At 70.3% G+C, this 17,214-nt stretch carries 17 protein-coding genes; 9 read left to right on the plus strand and 8 right to left on the minus strand.

Features of this window, described 5'->3' with window-relative positions:
• Positions 1-272 precede the first annotated feature (272 nt).
• The gene (locus OG992_RS06085) at positions 273-1,190 is read left to right on the plus strand and encodes an NAD(P)-dependent oxidoreductase (RefSeq protein ID WP_266302631.1); all 918 of its coding nucleotides are present in this window, start codon (positions 273-275) and stop codon (positions 1,188-1,190) included.
• On the opposite strand, the gene OG992_RS06090 is transcribed toward OG992_RS06085, so the two are convergent.
• Positions 1,158-2,078 (minus strand): LysR family transcriptional regulator, encoded by a 921-nt coding sequence (locus OG992_RS06090; protein ID WP_266302632.1) that lies wholly within the window; start codon positions 2,076-2,078, stop codon positions 1,158-1,160. The genes OG992_RS06085 and OG992_RS06090 overlap by 33 nt on opposite strands.
• A 167-nt stretch (positions 2,079-2,245) precedes the next feature.
• Between OG992_RS06090 and OG992_RS06095 the strand changes: the two genes are divergently transcribed.
• Positions 2,246-2,965 (plus strand): SDR family oxidoreductase, encoded by a 720-nt coding sequence (locus OG992_RS06095; RefSeq protein ID WP_266302633.1) that lies wholly within the window; start codon positions 2,246-2,248, stop codon positions 2,963-2,965.
• A 126-nt stretch (positions 2,966-3,091) separates the two neighbouring features.
• Here OG992_RS06095 and OG992_RS06100 read toward each other — a convergent pair whose 3' ends face one another.
• Positions 3,092-3,532, minus strand: a complete 441-nt coding sequence (locus tag OG992_RS06100) for a VOC family protein (protein ID WP_266302634.1) — start codon at positions 3,530-3,532, stop codon at positions 3,092-3,094.
• A gap of 263 nt (positions 3,533-3,795) precedes the next feature.
• On the opposite strand from OG992_RS06100, the gene OG992_RS06105 reads away from it, so the two are divergent.
• Both OG992_RS06105 and OG992_RS06110 read left to right on the plus strand, forming a co-directional pair.
• Positions 3,796-4,314 (plus strand): hypothetical protein, encoded by a 519-nt coding sequence (locus tag OG992_RS06105; RefSeq protein WP_266302635.1) that lies wholly within the window; start codon positions 3,796-3,798, stop codon positions 4,312-4,314.
• A 33-nt stretch (positions 4,315-4,347) separates the two neighbouring features.
• Positions 4,348-4,626 carry a hypothetical protein gene (locus OG992_RS06110; RefSeq protein WP_238685841.1) on the plus strand — a complete coding sequence of 93 codons (279 nt, stop codon included), beginning with the start codon at positions 4,348-4,350 and terminating at the stop codon, positions 4,624-4,626.
• A gap of 6 nt (positions 4,627-4,632) precedes the next feature.
• Here OG992_RS06110 and OG992_RS06115 read toward each other — a convergent pair whose 3' ends face one another.
• Positions 4,633-5,385, minus strand: coding sequence for an MBL fold metallo-hydrolase (locus OG992_RS06115; RefSeq protein WP_266302636.1), 753 nt, complete (start codon positions 5,383-5,385; stop codon positions 4,633-4,635).
• 333 nt (positions 5,386-5,718) lie between these two features.
• Between OG992_RS06115 and OG992_RS06120 the strand changes: the two genes are divergently transcribed.
• Positions 5,719-6,213, plus strand: coding sequence for a hypothetical protein (locus OG992_RS06120; RefSeq protein WP_238685843.1), 495 nt, complete (start codon positions 5,719-5,721; stop codon positions 6,211-6,213).
• Between the two features lie 70 nt (positions 6,214-6,283).
• Here OG992_RS06120 and OG992_RS06125 read toward each other — a convergent pair whose 3' ends face one another.
• Entirely contained in the window at positions 6,284-6,496 is a 213-nt protein-coding gene (locus OG992_RS06125; protein WP_266302637.1) for a hypothetical protein, read from the minus strand.
• A 455-nt stretch (positions 6,497-6,951) separates the two neighbouring features.
• Between OG992_RS06125 and OG992_RS06130 the strand changes: the two genes are divergently transcribed.
• Entirely contained in the window at positions 6,952-7,149 is a 198-nt protein-coding gene (locus tag OG992_RS06130) for a hypothetical protein (RefSeq protein ID WP_266302638.1), read from the plus strand.
• A 25-nt stretch (positions 7,150-7,174) separates the two neighbouring features.
• Here OG992_RS06130 and metH read toward each other — a convergent pair whose 3' ends face one another.
• A complete protein-coding gene (gene metH / locus OG992_RS06135; RefSeq protein ID WP_238685846.1) occupies positions 7,175-10,690 on the minus strand; it encodes a methionine synthase in 3,516 nt (1,171 codons plus the stop codon).
• A gap of 261 nt (positions 10,691-10,951) precedes the next feature.
• Between metH and OG992_RS06140 the strand changes: the two genes are divergently transcribed.
• From OG992_RS06140 to OG992_RS06150, 3 genes are all read left to right on the plus strand, one after another.
• On the plus strand, positions 10,952-11,821 hold the full coding sequence (locus tag OG992_RS06140) for a PAC2 family protein (RefSeq protein ID WP_030332815.1): 870 nt from the start codon (positions 10,952-10,954) through the stop codon (positions 11,819-11,821).
• Between the two features lie 123 nt (positions 11,822-11,944).
• Positions 11,945-12,736, plus strand: a complete 792-nt coding sequence (locus OG992_RS06145) for a GntR family transcriptional regulator (RefSeq protein ID WP_238685847.1) — start codon at positions 11,945-11,947, stop codon at positions 12,734-12,736.
• Positions 12,737-13,120: 384 nt separating this feature from the next.
• Complete coding sequence (locus OG992_RS06150) at positions 13,121-14,236, plus strand: acetylhydrolase (protein ID WP_323181785.1); 1,116 nt, start codon at positions 13,121-13,123, stop codon at positions 14,234-14,236.
• A 138-nt stretch (positions 14,237-14,374) separates the two neighbouring features.
• Here OG992_RS06150 and mshC read toward each other — a convergent pair whose 3' ends face one another.
• The 3 genes from mshC to OG992_RS06165 form a co-directional block, all read right to left on the minus strand.
• Positions 14,375-15,613, minus strand: a complete 1,239-nt coding sequence (mshC, locus tag OG992_RS06155) for a cysteine--1-D-myo-inosityl 2-amino-2-deoxy-alpha-D-glucopyranoside ligase (RefSeq protein ID WP_238685849.1) — start codon at positions 15,611-15,613, stop codon at positions 14,375-14,377.
• 66 nt (positions 15,614-15,679) lie between these two features.
• Positions 15,680-16,498, minus strand: a complete 819-nt coding sequence (locus OG992_RS06160) for an SCO1664 family protein (RefSeq protein WP_238685850.1) — start codon at positions 16,496-16,498, stop codon at positions 15,680-15,682.
• Positions 16,495-17,076 (minus strand): DUF3090 domain-containing protein, encoded by a 582-nt coding sequence (locus OG992_RS06165; protein WP_238685851.1) that lies wholly within the window; start codon positions 17,074-17,076, stop codon positions 16,495-16,497. The genes OG992_RS06160 and OG992_RS06165 overlap by 4 nt, the downstream gene beginning before the upstream one ends.
• Positions 17,077-17,214 lie beyond the last annotated feature (138 nt).

Here is a 17,214-nt window from a genome sequence, read left to right on the forward strand (position 1 = left end):
CCAACGTCGGGGTTGCCGACGCCATCCTCGCCCGTTGTCAACCTGCGCCGCGGCGAGGTAGCCGCAACCCGCTCAGCCGACGAAGACGCAGAAGGGGTGCCCGGCCAGGTCGGCGTACACGCGCAGAGGCTCGTCCGGGTCGTCGACGCGGTCGTACAGCAGCCGGCCGCCGAGGCGCAGCACGCGCTCATGCTGGACCAGCAACCCCTCGACGCCCTCGCCACAGCGGCAGCGGCTTGACAAAGGGCGGGTTCCAGAGTGGACGATGCACCGTGCGAATTCTTGTGGTGGGTGGCAGTGGCCTGATCGGCGCTCACGTCGCGGACGTGCTTCGGGAGCGTGGCCATGCCGCGACCACTGTGGCGCGAACCGCCCAGCCGGGCATCGACCATCTGCTCGATGTCGGGGCCGCCTCGATCGAGCAACTGCGGTCCTTGCTCGCCGGTCACGATGGCGTCGTGTACGCGACCCGCACCGAGGAGCAACGGCCGCTGCCCAAACCGATCTACCCCGCGTTTCGCCGCGACAACGTCGACCCGGTGGTACGCCTGTTCACCGCCGCCCGACTCGAAGGTCTCACCCGGGGCGTCGTGATGGGCTCCTACTACACCTACTTCGACCGACTCCACCCGCAGTGGCGCCTCGCCGAACGGCACACGTACATCCGGTGCCGCCTGGAGCAGGCCCGGGAGGGGCGGGCCGCCGCTGGCGAGGGCCTGCCGGTCGCCGTACTCGAACTGCCCTTCGTCTTCGGTCGGGCCGGCGACCGACTGCCCAACTGGGCCGGTCCGCTGGACCGGTGGGCCCGCTCGCGTACCCCGCTGGTCGCCCCGACCGGCGGCAGCGCCGCGGCCTCCGCCCGCAGCGTGGCCGAGGTCGCGGTCGATGCCCTGGAGCAGGCCAGCGGCGCGGACATCCCGGTCGCCGACGAGAACCTCACCTGGCACGACATGATCGGGCGCATCGCCGACGCGGTGGGCCGACCCCGCCGAGTCGCGCGGATGCCGTCCGGCGCAGCGAAGGCCGCGCTGCGACTCGGCGGCTTGGCGCAGACCCTCGGCCGCAAGGAGTCGGGGGTGAACCCCAGCTACCTCGCCGACCTCCTGCTCGCCGACCTGTTCATCGAACCGACGAGCGGTCGACCGCTGGACCCGGCCCTACGCGAGACCTTCCCCATCGGCGCCGCCTGACTCCCCGTGGCGTCGATCGTCGGGTTGTGGCGCCTGCCGGGCGGCGATCTCGACGAACTCGTGCACCAGAGGTGACCGGTTGTCCTCGGCCCAGGCCAGGCACACCTGGTTGTGGCCGAGGTCGGCGACGGGCACGTGGCTGACGTCGGGTCTCGTGTAGAACGTCGCCGTCGACAACGGCAGGATCGCCATCCCGGCGTACGCGGCGACATGCTCCAGCTTCTCCTCCACGGAGTTCAGCTCGGGCCGGGGGCGGGGGTCGGGCTCCGTCGGGCGGTTCGGTAGGTCCCGCCACTCCGGCACCGCGTCCGGGTCCTGCAAGAGCCGTTCCTCGACCAACTCGGCGAGGTCGACCGACTCCTTGCCGGCCAGGCGGTGATCGGTGGGTAGGACGACGACGCGGGGTTCGGTGAACAGGGGGCGCAGGCGCAGGCCACGCTGGTCCACCGGGAGTCGCACGTAGCTGACGTCCGCGCGCCCCTCGCGGACGATCTCGGCCTGGTCGTCCCAGGACGTACGGACAACGTTGACGGCCAGGTCCGGGTGCCGCTGACCGATGGCACGGGCCTCGGCGGTGACGAGAACCCCCGGCATGAACGCGATGGTGAACGTCGGCCTACCGTGTGCGGCCCGTTGCACCCGCCGCCGCAGGGCCTCGGCCGAGGCGAGCAGCGGACCGGCATCGGTCAACAGCTGACGGCCGGCGTCGGTCAGCACGGTGGAGCGGCGGTCCCGGACGAAGAGCTCGGCGCGCAGTTCGTGCTCGAAGGCCCGGATCTGGCGCGACAGGACCGGCTGGGCGATGTGCAGCCGCGCGGCGGCCCGGCCGAAGTGCAGCTCCTCCGCGACCGCCACGAAGTAGCGGAGCTTGCGCAGATCAACGTCCACCCTGCCCCCGTCCGGTTCCGCTCCGGGCGGTTCCACGATACCCGCAAGGTATGACTGTAGTGATGCTCAACGGGCATCACAGGTGGTGAAAGAGGTCTTGGACACCGGCGGTCCCGGCGGAGCACGGTGGTAACCGTTCCCACCACCCGATCCGGAAGGACACGATCATGACCCTCATCGACCAGCGCGTCGTCGTACTCGGCGGAACCTCGGGGATCGGCCTCGCCACCGCCGCCCGCGCCGCCCGCGAGGGCGCCCAGGTCGTGGTCGCCTCCAGCAACCAGCGCAGCGTGGACCGCGCCCTCACGACCCTGCCGACCACCACCCAGGGGTACGTCGCCAACCTCACCGACCCCGACGCCGTGTCCCGGCTGTTCCACGATCTCGGGTCGTTCGACCATCTCGTCTTCACCGCCGGTGAACCCCTTGCGCTGATGTCCGTCGACGCCCTCGACCTCGCCGCCGCCCGGGCCGCCTTCGACCTGCGCTACTTCGGCTCGCTGTCGGCGGTCAACGCGGCGCTGCCGTACCTGCGCCCCGGTGGGTCGATCACCCTCACCACCGGCACCGCCAACCACCGGCCCAGCGCCGGCTGGTCCGTCGCGGCCAGCATCACCGGGGCGATCGACGCGCTGGTCCGCGCGCTCGCCGTCGAACTCGCCCCGATCCGGGTCAACGCCGTCTCGGCCGGCGTGATCCGCTCACCGCTCTGGGACTCACTACCGAACGACACCCGAGAGCAGATGTACGCGCAGCTCAGCGGGTCGCTTCCGCTCGGTCGGGTGGGCGAGCCCGAGGAGGTTGCCGAGGCGTTCGTCTACCTCCTGCGGGCGACCTACGCCACCGGCACGGTGGTGACCGTGGACGGCGGCACCCTGATCTCCTGAGCCCGCCGCCTGCCCGCTGCTGCTGCTCCTTCAGGTTCCGCATCACGTCAGGGATGTGGTGGCCTCCGCCGCCCGCGAGGCCCCTACATCCCTGACGTTGCGGGTGGGCTCGAGCTGCGGCGGCCGTCAGCGGAGCTGTTCGGCCAGGCCGACGATGATCCCCTCGGGGCCACGGACGTAGCAGAGCCGGTAGACGTCCTCATACCGCTCCAACTCCCCCACGAGTTCGGCGCCGTGGCCACGCACCCGGGTGATCACGTCCTCGATGTCGTCGACGGCGAACATGATCCGCCGGATGCCCAGCGTGTTCGCCGGCGCGTTCTTCGGTTCCCCGCCGATCGCCGTCGGCCGGTGGAACATCGCCAACTCGACCTTGCCGTGGCCGTCCGGGGTCCGCAGCATCGCGACCTCCTGCCGGACGTCGTCGATCCCGATGACACGCTCCACCCACCGCCCCTCGACCGGTCCTCGCCCCTCCAACTCCATGCCGAGTTCGACGAAGAACGCGATGACCGCGTCGAGGTCCTCGACAACGATGAGGACGTTGTCCATCCGCTGGATCGCCATGCTGGATCGCCCTGCTCTGGTGCGGTCACGGTGACCGCATCCTCCCCGAGGACGGAGCCGCTCAGCCGTTCTCGACATCCAGAGCGGACTGCCTTTTCGCGTGACGGGCCCGCTAGCCATCCATCAGCGTCCGCACTTCGGCGGGCACGGTGACCGCGGCGCGGGCGTTGGTCGTCGCTGGTCGCCATTGGCTAGCCTTCGACGGCCCGGCGACGGGCCAGGGACGTGTAGGAGGCCGGATGTTCGAGGTGACGGGACCCGTCATGACTGATGCTGGCATGCAGGTGCTCTGGAACCCCGAGGGCTTCGCCTCGATCGTCGACGACGACTCATGGGAACGCTCGTTGCTCAACGACGATGACATCCTCCAGCACGTCCTGGCCGGCGTGCTCGTGCCGATCAACCTGGGGGACTCGGCGTTCCAGTTCGTGGTCCGTGTCGGCGACTCCCAGCAGGCTGCGGACCTGACAGAGCGCGAGCAAGATCGTCTCGTCGTCGCATCGGAGCCGTACCTCATCACCTCAGCCGGGTCGCTCTACCTGAGCGGACTGGAAGACGTCTCCGCAATCCCGGACGAAAAGGCCCGACACGTGGCCGCGCCCGCCGGCCGTTACGCGGTGACGGTCAACCTCATCGACTGGGAGAGCGAGCCGGACTCGCGGGCACCGACTGGGGACCCCTCACCATGCGCGTTGCCGGATTTCGTCCTCCTGTTGACCGCGCCCACGTGGCCGGAGCCGGCCTTCCGTCAAAGCTTGCAGACGCTTCCTCCACCGCCCTAGCGTCGGCCGCACGGCGGCTGGAAGGTTGAGCAGGTGAGGCTGAAGAACGAGTCGGCGGCAGGGCTCGCCGAGGCGCGCCTGGCTGAGTGGCGACGCGTCAACTACGGCGACTGGCGCGCGATGCTCGATGACAAGGATGCACGCCACGCCACCGGCGATGACGGCAGGCGGTACCGCGTGGTCAGCTACGCCCTTGACGACGGCGATGGGCGCATCCGCATGTCAGTCGCCGTGGATGACGGGACCTGGTCGGCCTTCGTACCGCTGGTGCGAGACGAGATCATGAATCCGGACGGCACATTCGTCGAGTGAGGGAGATCAGCTGTCTGGTGCCCCAAGCATCAGGGTGAGCCCTTCCTCAGCCGCCAGTACGGCACCGTCGAACTCCACCTGCGCGGCGGCCACCGCGGCTGCCCGGTCGTTACCTGGCCAGAAGTGGGTGAGCATCAGGCGGCGGGCACCCGCGCGGCGAGCCCACAGACCGGCTTCGGTGGGGGTCATGAGGTTACGGGTGGGACGGCTGGTCTCGCCGTCGTGGTCCGTCGCCTCGACGATGAACAGGTCGGCGCCACGGCCCAGTTCGGCCAACGCGGGAGTCGGCCCCGTGTCCCCGGAATAGGCCAGGGCAATTCCGTCGGCCTGCAGCCGGATGCCGGCGTTGGGCACGAAGTGCGGCAGGGACAGCCCGGTGAGGTCGAACGGCCCGACCCGGTAGCTGCCGGGTAGTGGGTGCAGGTCGAAGACCGCGTGCAGGTCGACATCGGGCTCCACGCCGCTGAGCCGGTCGAGCACGCCGGGCGGGCAGAACAACGGCAGCCGTGGTCCCCCCGATTGACCGTAGAACCGCATCCTGAACAGACCGTGCAGGTCGACGCAGTGATCCGGGTGCTCGTGGGTGATGACGACAGCGTCCACCGCACCGTCGGGCCAGTGCCTGAGCAACCGCGGCAGTGTGGCGTAGCCCAGGTCAAGCACTACGCGGAAGCCATCCCAGTCCACCGCGAAGCCGCTACAGGCCCGACCTGGCTCGGGAAAGGCACCGGAACTGCCGAGCACTGTGACCTGTCGCATCCATCCAGCGTGTCATCTGTGAGCGTTGGCGTCGGCGCAGCAGCACGGCCGTCACCAGGTAGCCAACGCCAAGCAGTGCTGCCAGCACGGCAGAAGCCCCCCAGGATGAACCCCTGCTTGGGTGTCTTCGCTGTCTGCCACCACGGGCTACCGACCGGTCCCACGTACTCAATCCTGCCCTTGTCACGGAGGCCTGGCAACGGCATCGTCCTTGGCCCTTGTCGCCCCCTGCTGAATGGGCATTCATTGGGCACTCGATGGCTTCGGTGGCTGCTCGCGGCCTCGGGCTGCGCTCCACTCGTCCGCGTTGCGACGCGTTGACACGATGACGTCATGGTGCCAAGCCCAGACGCGAGGCCGGACGAGACTCAGATCTCCGAACAGGTGCTCACGGCAACCTACGCGGTCGTCGCAGCTCGCCGGACCGCTTTCGACACAATGACGTGGCAGGTACCCGCCCTGGCCACCGCGGCTCAGGCGTTCCTTCTGACGCTCGCGCTCGGTCCGGAGACGGCGCGTCCGGCCCAAGCGGTGGCGGCCACCCTGGCTGCCGCCTTGACCGGCCTGTCCGCCCAACTCATGATCAAGTACCGGCGCCTGGAGTTGTCCGACAGCCGGCTGTTGGAGCGGATCGAGCAACAGCTGGGCTTGGACCAGATGCTTGGGCTGCCACCGCACTCGGCTGTACGCGAGCGTCTTGGAGACAACCAACCCTGGTGGGTTCGGCTATCGTCGTTCCGGCTGTGGCTGCTTGGGGTTGCGGCGTTCAGCATGGCCGACGTGGTGATAGCGATCGACGCGCTGGCGGGGCTTGAGCTTTTCCGCTAAGTCCGCAGCCGTTGCTGGCAGTCGCGTCCTCCGTCGTCCGCTGGTTGAGCGGGCCGCGCTGTGCGAATGATCAGTCCCGGTCCCACTCCGTCGAAGCGCTGAGCACGAGCGGGATGGTGTCGGCCAGCTCTTGCGGTCCTTCGATCTGCCACGCACGTACGCAGCAGCCGCAGCCCGTCTCCGCGATCGACGTCAACGACCCGCGATATCGCGCGATCCAACTCTCGGCGTCGGCCACCTCATGAGGGATGTCCACGCGAGCCATCATGCTGAATCGAGACATGACGAGACCGTAGCGGGAACGCACCCACTGCCCATCCGTCAGAGCTCAGCGACCTGTCGGATGTTCATCGATGCGGCCAGCCCTGACAATCGACTTCAAGACAGGCCCTGAGTCCCGGCTCCCGCGGCTACCACTGCCGACGCCATTCGAGGGCACCCCGATACGCCACGGTCGGGACGTCTCCACGCTGGACGTACAGCACCTCATCCTCAACCCACCAGACGTCGCCGGCACGAAGGAAGACGGGAGATGCCAACGTCAGGGCAACGCGACAGCCGTCGGAACTCCCGGGCAAGCCCTCCAGGGCGTCCACCAACTCCGCCCTGCCTGCCTTGACGGGCTCGGTCTTCACACGACCATCTTGCCGGTGCCCGGGTAGCCCGACGACCCCCTGAACCCCAGGCAACAACCACGACGCTTGACGCCCCGCGGTGTCATTCCTAGCTTTGTCGCTCATGAGCTGGACCACCGTCGGCGACGTGCTCCTGATCTCAGCCGAGGCGTTCGACGCGCGCACCGTCGGGACCACACCCCAGCGGGCGCTCGTGGACTGGCCACGGTGGAGCCCGACCTCGGCTCAACCCATGCGGACCAGGCCACCGGGCACAGCTCGGAGGCAGCTGACGGCCTGGTCCGGGCCGCCGACGGCCTGAGGTGCAGCTCGGGGGCCTGCCGCCGTTACTTGGCGTTGAAGTAGTTGGCCTCCGGGTGGTGGACCACTATCGCGTCGGTTGCCTGCTCCGGCATGAGCTGGAACTCCTCGGACAGCTCGACCCCGATCCGGTCCGCGCCGAGCAGATCCATGATCTTCGCCCGGTCTTCCAGGTCGGGGCAGGCCGGGTAGCCGAACGCGTACCGGCAGCCCCGGTAGTCGTTGTGCAGGATGCCGGCCAGGTCCGCCGGGTCGTCGTGCCCCAGCGGACGACCGTCGGGCAGGGTCATCTCGGCGCGGATGCGCTGGTGCCAGTATTCGGCGAGGGCCTCGGTGAGCTGCACGGAGAGACCGTGCACCTCCAGGTAGTCGCGGTATTCGTTGCGGGCGAACAGCTTCGCCGCGTACTCGCTGACCGGTTGGCCGACGGTGACCAGTTGCAACGCGACCACATCGAGCTGGTCGCCCTGGGGCCTGAAGAAGTCCGCCAGGCAGAGCCGCCGCTCCTGCCGTTGCCGGGGGAAGGAGAACCGGGCGCGCTCGGCGTGCCCGTTCTCGTCGAGCACCACCAGGTCGTTGCCTTCGGAGTACGCGGGGAAGTAGCCGTACACCACGGCTGCCTCAAGGACCTGGTCGGCGATCAGCCGGTCCAGCCAGTACCGCAGCCGCGGTCGGCCCTCGGTTTCGACCAGCTCCTCGTAGGAGGGTCCGCTGCCGCCCCGGACGCCGCGCAGCCCCCACTGCCCGGAGAAGGTGGCCCGCTCGTCGAGCAGCGCCGCGTAGTCGGCCATCGGCACGCCCTTGACGACCCGGGTGCCGAAGAACGGCGGGGTGGGCACCGACACGTCGGCGGCCACGTCGGAGCGGACCGACGAGTCGTGCAGCTCCGGCAGCGACGTGGAGACCATCGAGCGCTGCCGTTCCCGGCGCGCCCGCCGGGCCGCGAGAGCCGCCTCCCGCTCCGGGTCGATCACCGGGGCGCCACCGCGCTTGGCGGTCATCACCTTGTCCATCAGGGACAGACCCTCGAACGCGTCCCGCGCGTAGTGCACCTGCCCGGGGAACGTCGACCGCAGGTCGTCCTCGACGTACGCGCGGGTCAGCGCCGCCCCACCCAACAGGACCGGCCAGCGCTCAGCGACCCCGCGCGTGGCCATCTCGGCCAGGTTCTCCTTCATGATGACAGTGCTCTTGACCAGCAGCCCGGACATGCCGATCGCGTCGGCGCGGTGCTGCTCGGCGGCGTCCAGGATGGCGCTGATCGGCTGCTTGATGCCGATGTTCACCACCTCGTAGCCGTTGTTGGACAGAATGATGTCGACAAGGTTCTTGCCGATGTCGTGCACGTCGCCGCGCACTGTGGCGAGCACGATGCGGCCCTTGCCGCCGTCCTCGATGGTCTCCATGTGCGGCTCGAGGTAGGCCACCGCGGTCTTCATCACCTCGGCGGACTGGAGCACGAACGGCAGCTGCATCTGGCCGGAGCCGAACAGCTCGCCGACCACCTTCATACCGTCCAGCAGGATGTCGTTGATGATCGACAGTGGGGACCGGCCGCCGGCCATCGCCTCGTCGAGGTCGGCCTCCAGGCCATTGCGCTCACCGTCGATGATCCGCCGCTTGAGCCGCTCGTCCAACGGCAGCGCGGCCAACTCCTGTGCCCGGCTGGCTCGGGCGCTGGTCACGTCGACGCCCTCGAAGAGCTCCAGGAAGCGCTGCAACGGGTCATAGCCCTCGCGGCGCCGGTCGTAGACCATGTCCAGGGCGACCTCGCGCTGCTCGTCGGGAATCTTCGCCATCGGCAGGATCTTGCTGGCGTGCACGATCGCGGAGGTCAGGCCGGCCTGCACGCACTCGTGCAGGAACACCGAGTTGAGCACCTGCCGGGCCGCCGGGTTGAGCCCGAAGGAGATGTTCGAGATGCCGAGGGTGAAGTTGATCCCTGGGTAACGCCGGGCGATTTCCCGGATCGCCTCGATGGTCTCCAGGCCGTCGCGGCGGGTCTCCTCCTGCCCGGTGGCGATCGGGAAGGTCAGCGTGTCGATCAGGATGTCGGACAGGTCCATCCCCCACCGGCCGGTCAGGTCGTCGATGGTGCGCGAGGCGATGCGGACCTTGTCCGCCGCGGTGCGCGCCTGCCCTTCCTCGTCGATGCACATCACGACTACTGCGGCACCGTGCTCCCGGATCACCGGCATCACCCGCCCGTACCGGGACTCGGGGCCGTCGCCATCCTCGAAGTTCACCGAGTTGACCACGCACCGGCCACCGAGCATCTCCAGCCCGGCCTCGATCACCGCCGGCTCGGTGGAGTCCAACATGATCGGCAGGGTCGACGCGGTGGCGAACCGGCCGGCCAACTCGCGCATGTCCTGCGTGCCGTCGCGGCCGACGTAGTCCACACACAGGTCGAGCAGGTGCGAGCCGTCGCGCGCCTGACTGCGGGCGATCTCCACACAGGCCCGCCAGTCGCCGGCGAGCATCGCCTCCCGGAACGCCTTCGAGCCGTTGGCGTTGGTCCGCTCCCCCACCATCAGCACCGACGCGTCCTGGGCGAACGGCACCGGGTGGTAGACCGAGGAGACGCCCGCCTCGTGCCGGGGTTCGCGGGCCGGGGCGGTGACGCCGTGCAGCCGCTCGGACAGCACCCGGATGTGTTCCGGGGTGGTGCCGCAGCAGCCGCCGACCAGCCCCACGCCGTACTCGGTGATGAACCGCTCCAGGGCCTCGGCCAGCTCCACGGGAGTCAGCGGGAAGTACGCCCCGTCGGCGGTCAGCACCGGCAGGCCGGCGTTCGGCATCACCGACAGCGGGATGCGGGAGTGCTGCGACAGGTAGCGCAGGTGCTCGCTCATCTCGGCCGGGCCGGTCGAGCAGTTGAGCCCGATCAGGTCCACGCCGAGCGGCTCGATCGCGGCGAGGGCCGCCCCGATCTCGCTGCCGACCAGCATGGTGCCGGTGGTCTCCACCGCCACGTGACAGATGATCGGCACCGACTGGCCCAGCTCGGCCATGGCCCGCTTCGACCCGACCACTGCCGCCTTGACCTGGAGCAGGTCCTGGCAGGTCTCGATGATCAGCGCGTCCGCGCCGCCGACGATCAGACCCGCGGCGTTCTCCTGGTAGGCGTCGCGCAGGGTCGAGTAGGCGGCGTGCCCGAGGGTGGGCAGCTTCGTGCCCGGCCCGATCGAGCCGAGCACGAACCGGGGCCGCTCCGGGGTGCTGGCCGCGTCGGCGGCCTCCCGGGCGATCCGGGCGCCTGCCTCGGACAACTCGCGGATGCGGTGCGGGATGTCGTACTCGGCGAGGTTGGCGAGGTTGGCCCCGAAGGTGTTGGTCTCGACGCAGTCGGCACCGACGGCCAGGTAGGCGTCGTGCACCCCGCGCACCACGTCCGGGCGGGTGACGTTGAGGATCTCGTTGCACCCCTCCAGCCCGTCGAAGTCGTCGAGCGTGAGGTCCGCGGCCTGAAGCATCGTGCCCATCGCCCCGTCGGCGATGAGAATGCGATCAGCCAGCACATCCATCAATGAAGTCCGCACCCGTTCAGGTTAGTGCGATTCGGTCGGACTCCACGACTCTCCTCGAGCGATCCCCTATTGTGTCACGGGGATCACCCTGTCTGGTTCGTTCGGGTATGACCTGCTGCCGGAGCGGCCGACCGGCGCGGCCGACGGGCCGCACCCTCGCCCTGCACGTAGGCTGACGGACGTGAAGGACAACAGGGACGCCGCCGTGCCACACGGTATGACGACCGGGCGCGGTCCCGGCGCCAGCCGCGACGAGCAGGGTGAGGTGACGGCGTGACCGAGTTCGACGGACTGCCGGTGCTGCGGTCCCCGGTGGCGATCGCCGCGTTCGAGGGCTGGAATGACGCCGCCGACGCGTCCACCGCCGCGGTCGAGCACCTCGAGCAGGTCTGGAACGCCCGGCAGATCGCCGAGCTGGATCCGGAGGACTTCTACGACTTCCAGGTCAGCCGACCCACCATCACCATGGCCGACGGGGAGACCCGGCGGGTGGAGTGGCCGACGACCCGGTTCATGGTGGCCAGCCCGGAGGGCACCGACCGTGACGTGGTGCTGATCCGCGGCATCGAGCCGAGCATGCGCTGGCGGACGTTCTGCGAGCAGGTGCTGGAGATCTGCCACAGCCTGGAGGTGGAACGGGTGGTGCTGCTCGGCGCGTTGCTGGCCGACGTTCCGTACACCCGGCCGCTGCCGATCAGCGGCAGCGCCTCCGACGCGCAGGCCGCGGAGCGCTACCAGCTCACCCCCACCCGCTACGACGGGCCGACCGGCATCGTCGGCGTGCTGCACGACGCCTGCACCCGCGCCGAGGTGGACGCCGTCTCGTTCTGGGTGCACGTGCCGCACTACGCCAACAACCCGCCCTGCCCGAAGGCCACCCTCGCCCTGCTGCACCGGGTCGAGGAGGTCGTCGACCTGCCGGTGCCGATGGCCGACCTGGCCGAGGAGTCCGCCGAGTGGGAGCAGCGGGTCCGCAGCGCCGCCGAGCAGGACGCCGAGCTGGGCGAGTACGTCCGCGAGCTGGAGGAACGGGTCGGCGACGAGGGGATCACCCCGTTGACCGGTGACGAGATCGCCCAGGAGTTCGAGAAGTACCTGCGCCGCCGAGGCGGTTCGGCCGGCCCCACCGCCGGTTCCTGGTAGCACTGTTTCGCTGCGGGCCTTCGGACCTTTTCTGGTCCGGGGGCCCGTTTTCGCGTGTCCGGGGTGGCGCCGTCACACCCGCTGGGGCATCCTAGGAACCTAGATGTGATCAAGGAGGCGGGTGTGCAGATCAATCCCGGGGCCGCCGAGTTCCCGCACCGACAGATCGCCGCGCAGCTCAAGGCCCAGGTTCGCCGTGGGGACTGGGGGCCGGGCGAGCGGCTGCCGTCCATCCCGGCCATCGCCGAGATGTTCGGCGTCGCCAAGCAGACAGTGCAACGCGCCGTCGACCAGCTGCGGGTCGAGGGCATCCTGATCACCAAGCCCGGCTCCGGTACGTACGTCCGCGGCACCCGCCGCCGCCTCAACCGCCTCTCCCGAGGCCGGTACGGCGGCTTCCGCGGCTACCACACCGACCTGGCCGCCCGATACCGTCAACAGCTCGTCTCCGTGGGGCACGCCCCCGCCCCCGCCGAGGTGGCCGACGCCTTCGGCGTGTCCGACGGCACCAACCTGCTCTGCCGGCGGCACCTCGTCCGCACCGACGACTCCCCCGTCGAGGTGGGCGCCTCCTGGTTCCTGCCCCGCGACGCCGCCGGCACCTCGCTGGAGCGCACCGAGGCGTTCGGCCGGCCGCTCTACCAGGAGGCCGAGGAAGCGACCGGACGACGGTACGTCTCGGCCACCGACACGATCAGCGCCCGCCAACCGAGCCGGGAGGAGGCCGAGACCCTCCAGATCCGGCCGGACACACCGGTGCTACACCTGCTGCACGTCGCGTACGACGCGCACCGCAAGCCGATCGAGGTGTCCCAGGCGACCTGGCCCGGCCCCATGACCACCCTCACCGAGGAGTACAAGATCCCCGGCCCGACCCCCGATCCGGAACCCGACCCCGGCCTGGTCCTGGGCTAGCCCCCGCCCCCCGCCCCCTGCCCTGCCCTGCCCTGCCCTGCCCTGCCCTGCCCTGCCCGGCCCGGCCCGGCCCGGCGATCTTGCGCTTTCGGTCGTACTTACGTCCGTTTTTGCGCCTTTCGCTGGGACAGAAACTGCAAGATCGCGGGGCGATGGGCGGGCCAGGGCGACCCCTGCGAATTCTCCGATGTCGAAGCGCGCCACCACCGTTGCATCTATACACTCGGTATATATACTGCGGGTATATCGATGGTCGGGCGGCCCGGTTCCGGCGTCGAGCAACCCACTGGAGGATCAATGCCAACCGTGAGACGTGTTGGCGCACGGGGGATCACGCGCCGTGGCCTTGTCGGAGCCGCGTTGGCGGTCGGGGCCGGTGTACCGATGGGCATCGCCGGCCGCGCCCGGGCGGCAGCGGCCCGTTCAGGCCCGGTCCGGCTCACTCTCCCCCGGCCGACCGGGCCGTACCGCGTGGGTGTGGTGCCGCTGCATCTGGTCGACCGGTCGAGGCCGGAACCGCTGGCCGGGCCGGGGCGGTATCGGGAACTGATGGTCAGCGTCTGGTATCCCGCCCGGAACGAGCGGCGCTACCCGCGCTCCGAGTGGATGACCGCCGCCTCGATGCGCATGCTGCTGGAATCCGCCGGCTTCGACCCCCACGCCGCGCTGGCGCCGTTGACGGCCGGGCACGAGGGCGCCCCGGTGCGGCATCCGGGCCGGCGGTTGCCGGTGGTGCTGTACTCGCACGGCGCGGGCAGCCACCGTTCGGACACCACCATCGTGGTGCAGGAACTCGCCAGCCACGGGTACGCGGTGGTCACCGTGGACCACACGTACGACGGGTTCGGCGAATTCCCCGACGGCCGAGTCACCGTCCAGGAGGAAGACGTCGATTCGACCCCGTGGACCTACACCCGGGACGTCCGATTCGTCCTCGATCAGATCTCCGACCTCGCCGCCGGGGGCAACCCCGACGTCGACCAAGCGCTGCTGCCGACCGGGCTGGGCGCCGCCCTCGACCTGAGCCGGATCGGCATGTTCGGCTGGTCGAAGGGCGGCACCGCGACGGCCCTGACAATGGGCACCGACCGACGGGTCCGGGCGGGGCTGAGCCTGGACGCCCCGATGCTGTCGCAGCCGATGCCCTCCGCCGACCTGTACCGGCCGTTCATGCTGATGACGGCGGAGTTCACCCGGGCAGCGGAGCCGGCCGTCGCCGAGTTCTTCACGCACCTACGCGGATGGCGACTCAACATCCAGGCCGCCGAAGCGGTCCACTCGTCCTACGGCGACAACCAGTGGCTCGTGCCGCAACTGGCAAAGCTCATCGGCATGAGCGACGAGGATCTCCTCGGTTGGGTCGGCACGCTCGACCCCGCCCGCGCGGTCCGCATCGGGCAGGCGTACCCGCTGGCGTTCTTCGACCTGCACCTGAGGCACCGGGGCGGCCACCTACTGAACGGTCCGAGCCGGTCCTTCCCCGAGGTGGCGTTCATCTGACCCGATCGAGGGCGCGCCCGGGCCGAGCCTTTTGATCGACTCGGCTTCCTGGAAGTCGGGGTATCGCAGGGCTCCGGACACCGCGACTTCCTGGAAACCGAGTCGGTCAACGGCGCACGGCACGCCGCCCGTGGGCTGTCAGAGGCGGATGCCCAGGAGGGCGTCGACAGTGTTCGCGAAGAGGGCGGGCGCTTCGGGGTCGTCGGTGGCACCCGCGAGGGTCGCCTCGGCCCAGCGGTCGGCTACGGCCAGGGCTCCGGGGGTGTCCAGGTCGTCGGCCAGGCGTGCGCGTACCTCGGCCAGCAGCTCAGCCCCGGACGGCCCGGCGGGCGCGGCGGCGGCCCGCCGCCAACGGTCCAGGCGCTCGTGTGCGGCGGTGAGCAGGTCGTCGGTCCAGGTGCGGTCGCTGCGGTAGTGCCCGGAGATCAGCGCCAGCCGGACCGCCATCGGGTCGACCTTGTCGGCGCGCAGCCGGGACACGAAGACCAGGTTGCCGCGGGACTTGGACATCTTCTCGCCGTCCAGACCGATCATGCCGGCGTGGACGTAGTGCTCGGCGAACGGCGCCTGGCCGGTGAGCCGCTCGGCGTGCGCGGCGGAGGCCTCGTGGTGCGGGAACAGCAGGTCGTTACCGCCGCCCTGGACGTCGATCCGGTCGCCGAGCAGGTTGAGCGCGATCACCGCGCACTCGATGTGCCAGCCGGGTCGGCCCGGGCCCAGCTCGCCGCCCGGCCAGGACGGCTCGCCCTCGCGGGCGCCGCGCCACAGCAGCGGGTCCAGTGGGTCGCGCTTGCCGGCCCGGTCGGGGTCACCGCCGCGCTCGGGGAAGATCTCCAGCATCTGCTCGCGGGTCAGGTTCGACTCGTAGCCGAAGCGGGGCGTGGCGGAGATGTCGAAGTAGACGTCGCCGGTGCCGTCGTCGAGCCGGTACGCGGCGCCGTCCTTGAGGAGCACCTCGACCTTGTCGGCGATGTCCGGGATCGACTCGACAGCGCCCACGTAGTGCGCCGGCGGGATGATCCGCAGCGCCTCCATGTCCTCCCGGAACAGCGCCGTCTCGCGCATCGCCAGGACCACCCAGTCCTCGCCGTCGCGGGCGGCCCGCTCCAGCAGCGGGTCGTCGATGTCGGTGACGTTCTGCACGTAGCGCACCGGGCGGCCGGCGTCGCGCCACATCCGCTGCACCAGGTCGAACGTGATCATGGTGGCGGCGTGGCCGAGGTGGGTCGCGTCGTACGGGGTGATGCCGCAGACGTACATGCTGCCCGCGTCGGCCGGCTCACTCGGGTGGACGCCCTGCCGCGCCGAGTCGTACAACGCCAGTGGCTCGCCCCTGCCCGGCAGCCGTGGCACCTCGTGTCCCGCCCAAGACTCCATGGGATCAGCCTAGCCAGCCCGGCGACAACGCCGGAGCACCCCACGGGTGATCAAGATGACAGCGGGTCACATGGGCGGCCAGGGCATCGCCGGCCAGTCCTCCGGAGGCTGAGGGAAGCAGCCAGTCTCGCGCAGCCGGCCGACCCGGGCGGCCACCTCGGCCACCTCGCTGATCGTCAGATGGTCGGCCAACTCGGCACCGAGCGCACCGGCGACCTGCCCGGCCAGCGCGTCGAGCATCTCCACGGCGTCCGCGGGTAGCCGCTTACCGGCCCAACCCCAGAGCACAGTGCGCAGCTTGTCCTCCACGTGGAAGCTCACCCCGTGGTCCACGCCATAGATCCGGTCGTCGGCACCGACGAGCACGTGACCGCCCTTACGGTCGGCGTTGTTGAGCACCGCGTCGAGCACCGCGAGCCGGGCCAGCCGCGGGTCGTCGGCGTGGGCGAGGGCGTACGCCGCGCCGTCGTCGTCGCGGGCCGCGGCGATCGGGATCCAGCGCGGCGGCAACTCCCCGGCGGGCAGGAAACCGACAAGCGGTTCGGCGTCTTCCGGCTCGTCGATCCACAGCTGGCAGGAACCGGGGCCGAACGGACCGTCCCGCAGCACTGTGGGCGGCACCAGGTCCCAGCCGGTGGCCCGGGAGACCAGGTACGCCGAGACCTCCCGACCGGCCAGGGTGCCGTCGGGGAAGTCCCAGAGGGGGCGCTCGCCACGGACCGGCTTGTAGACGCACCGGGCGGTCAACCCGTCCAGGGTCAGGATGCCGCGCAGCGTCGTGTTCGACGCGTCGACCAGCCGACCCTCCAGGTCGAGGACGCCGTCACGCAGCAGCCGCAGCGCGGCGTCGCCGTCCTGGCGAGGCTGGAGGCCGGACGAGGTCACCGGTGATAACCGTTGTGCCGCGGGCAGAGGTGCCCGGCGGGGTCCAACGGTTGGCCGCAGAGCGGGCACGGTGGCCGGCCCGCGTTGACCACTCGCCGGGCCCGCTCGATGAACTGGCGGGTCGCCTGCGGGGTGAGCCGGACCCGGAGCCGATCCAGGTCCTCGTCCGGCTCGTCGTCCTCGTCGTCGTCTTCGTCGTCGTCCTCGTCGCCGAGCTCGACCTCGGGCTCCACCTCGCCCGCCGCGATCGCCTCGATCACCACTGTCGCGGTGTCCACGTCGAAGGCCAGCCCGAGAGTCCCGACCCGGAACTCCTCGTCGACGGGAGTGTCCAACGGCTCGTTGTCGCCGATCACCGGCGCCAGCTCGGGCAGGTCCACCCCGAAGCGACGCTGCGCCTCGGTGAGCAACTCCTCGAGCTTCTCGGCGAGTAGGGACACCTGGACCTTCTCCAGCGCGACGCTGACCAGCCTGCCGCCGCCGCGGGCCTGCAGGAAGAACGTGCGCTCCCCCGGCGGCCCGACAGTCCCGGCGACGAACCGCTCCGGCGGTTCGAAGGCGTGCACCTGGTGGGTCATACCCACGACCCTATCCGGCCCGCCTCGGCGTCGCGCACCCCACCGACGCGAATCGCCGCAGCGGCGGCGCGCCCGGCGTACCAGGGGCTATACCCGGGCGTGGCGGCCTTTCCGGCGTGCGCTGACGCGCCGAGCGCA

The sequence above is a fragment of the Micromonospora sp. NBC_00362 genome, from assembly GCF_026342155.1.
Taxonomy (GTDB): Bacteria; Actinomycetota; Actinomycetes; order Mycobacteriales; family Micromonosporaceae; genus Micromonospora; species Micromonospora hortensis.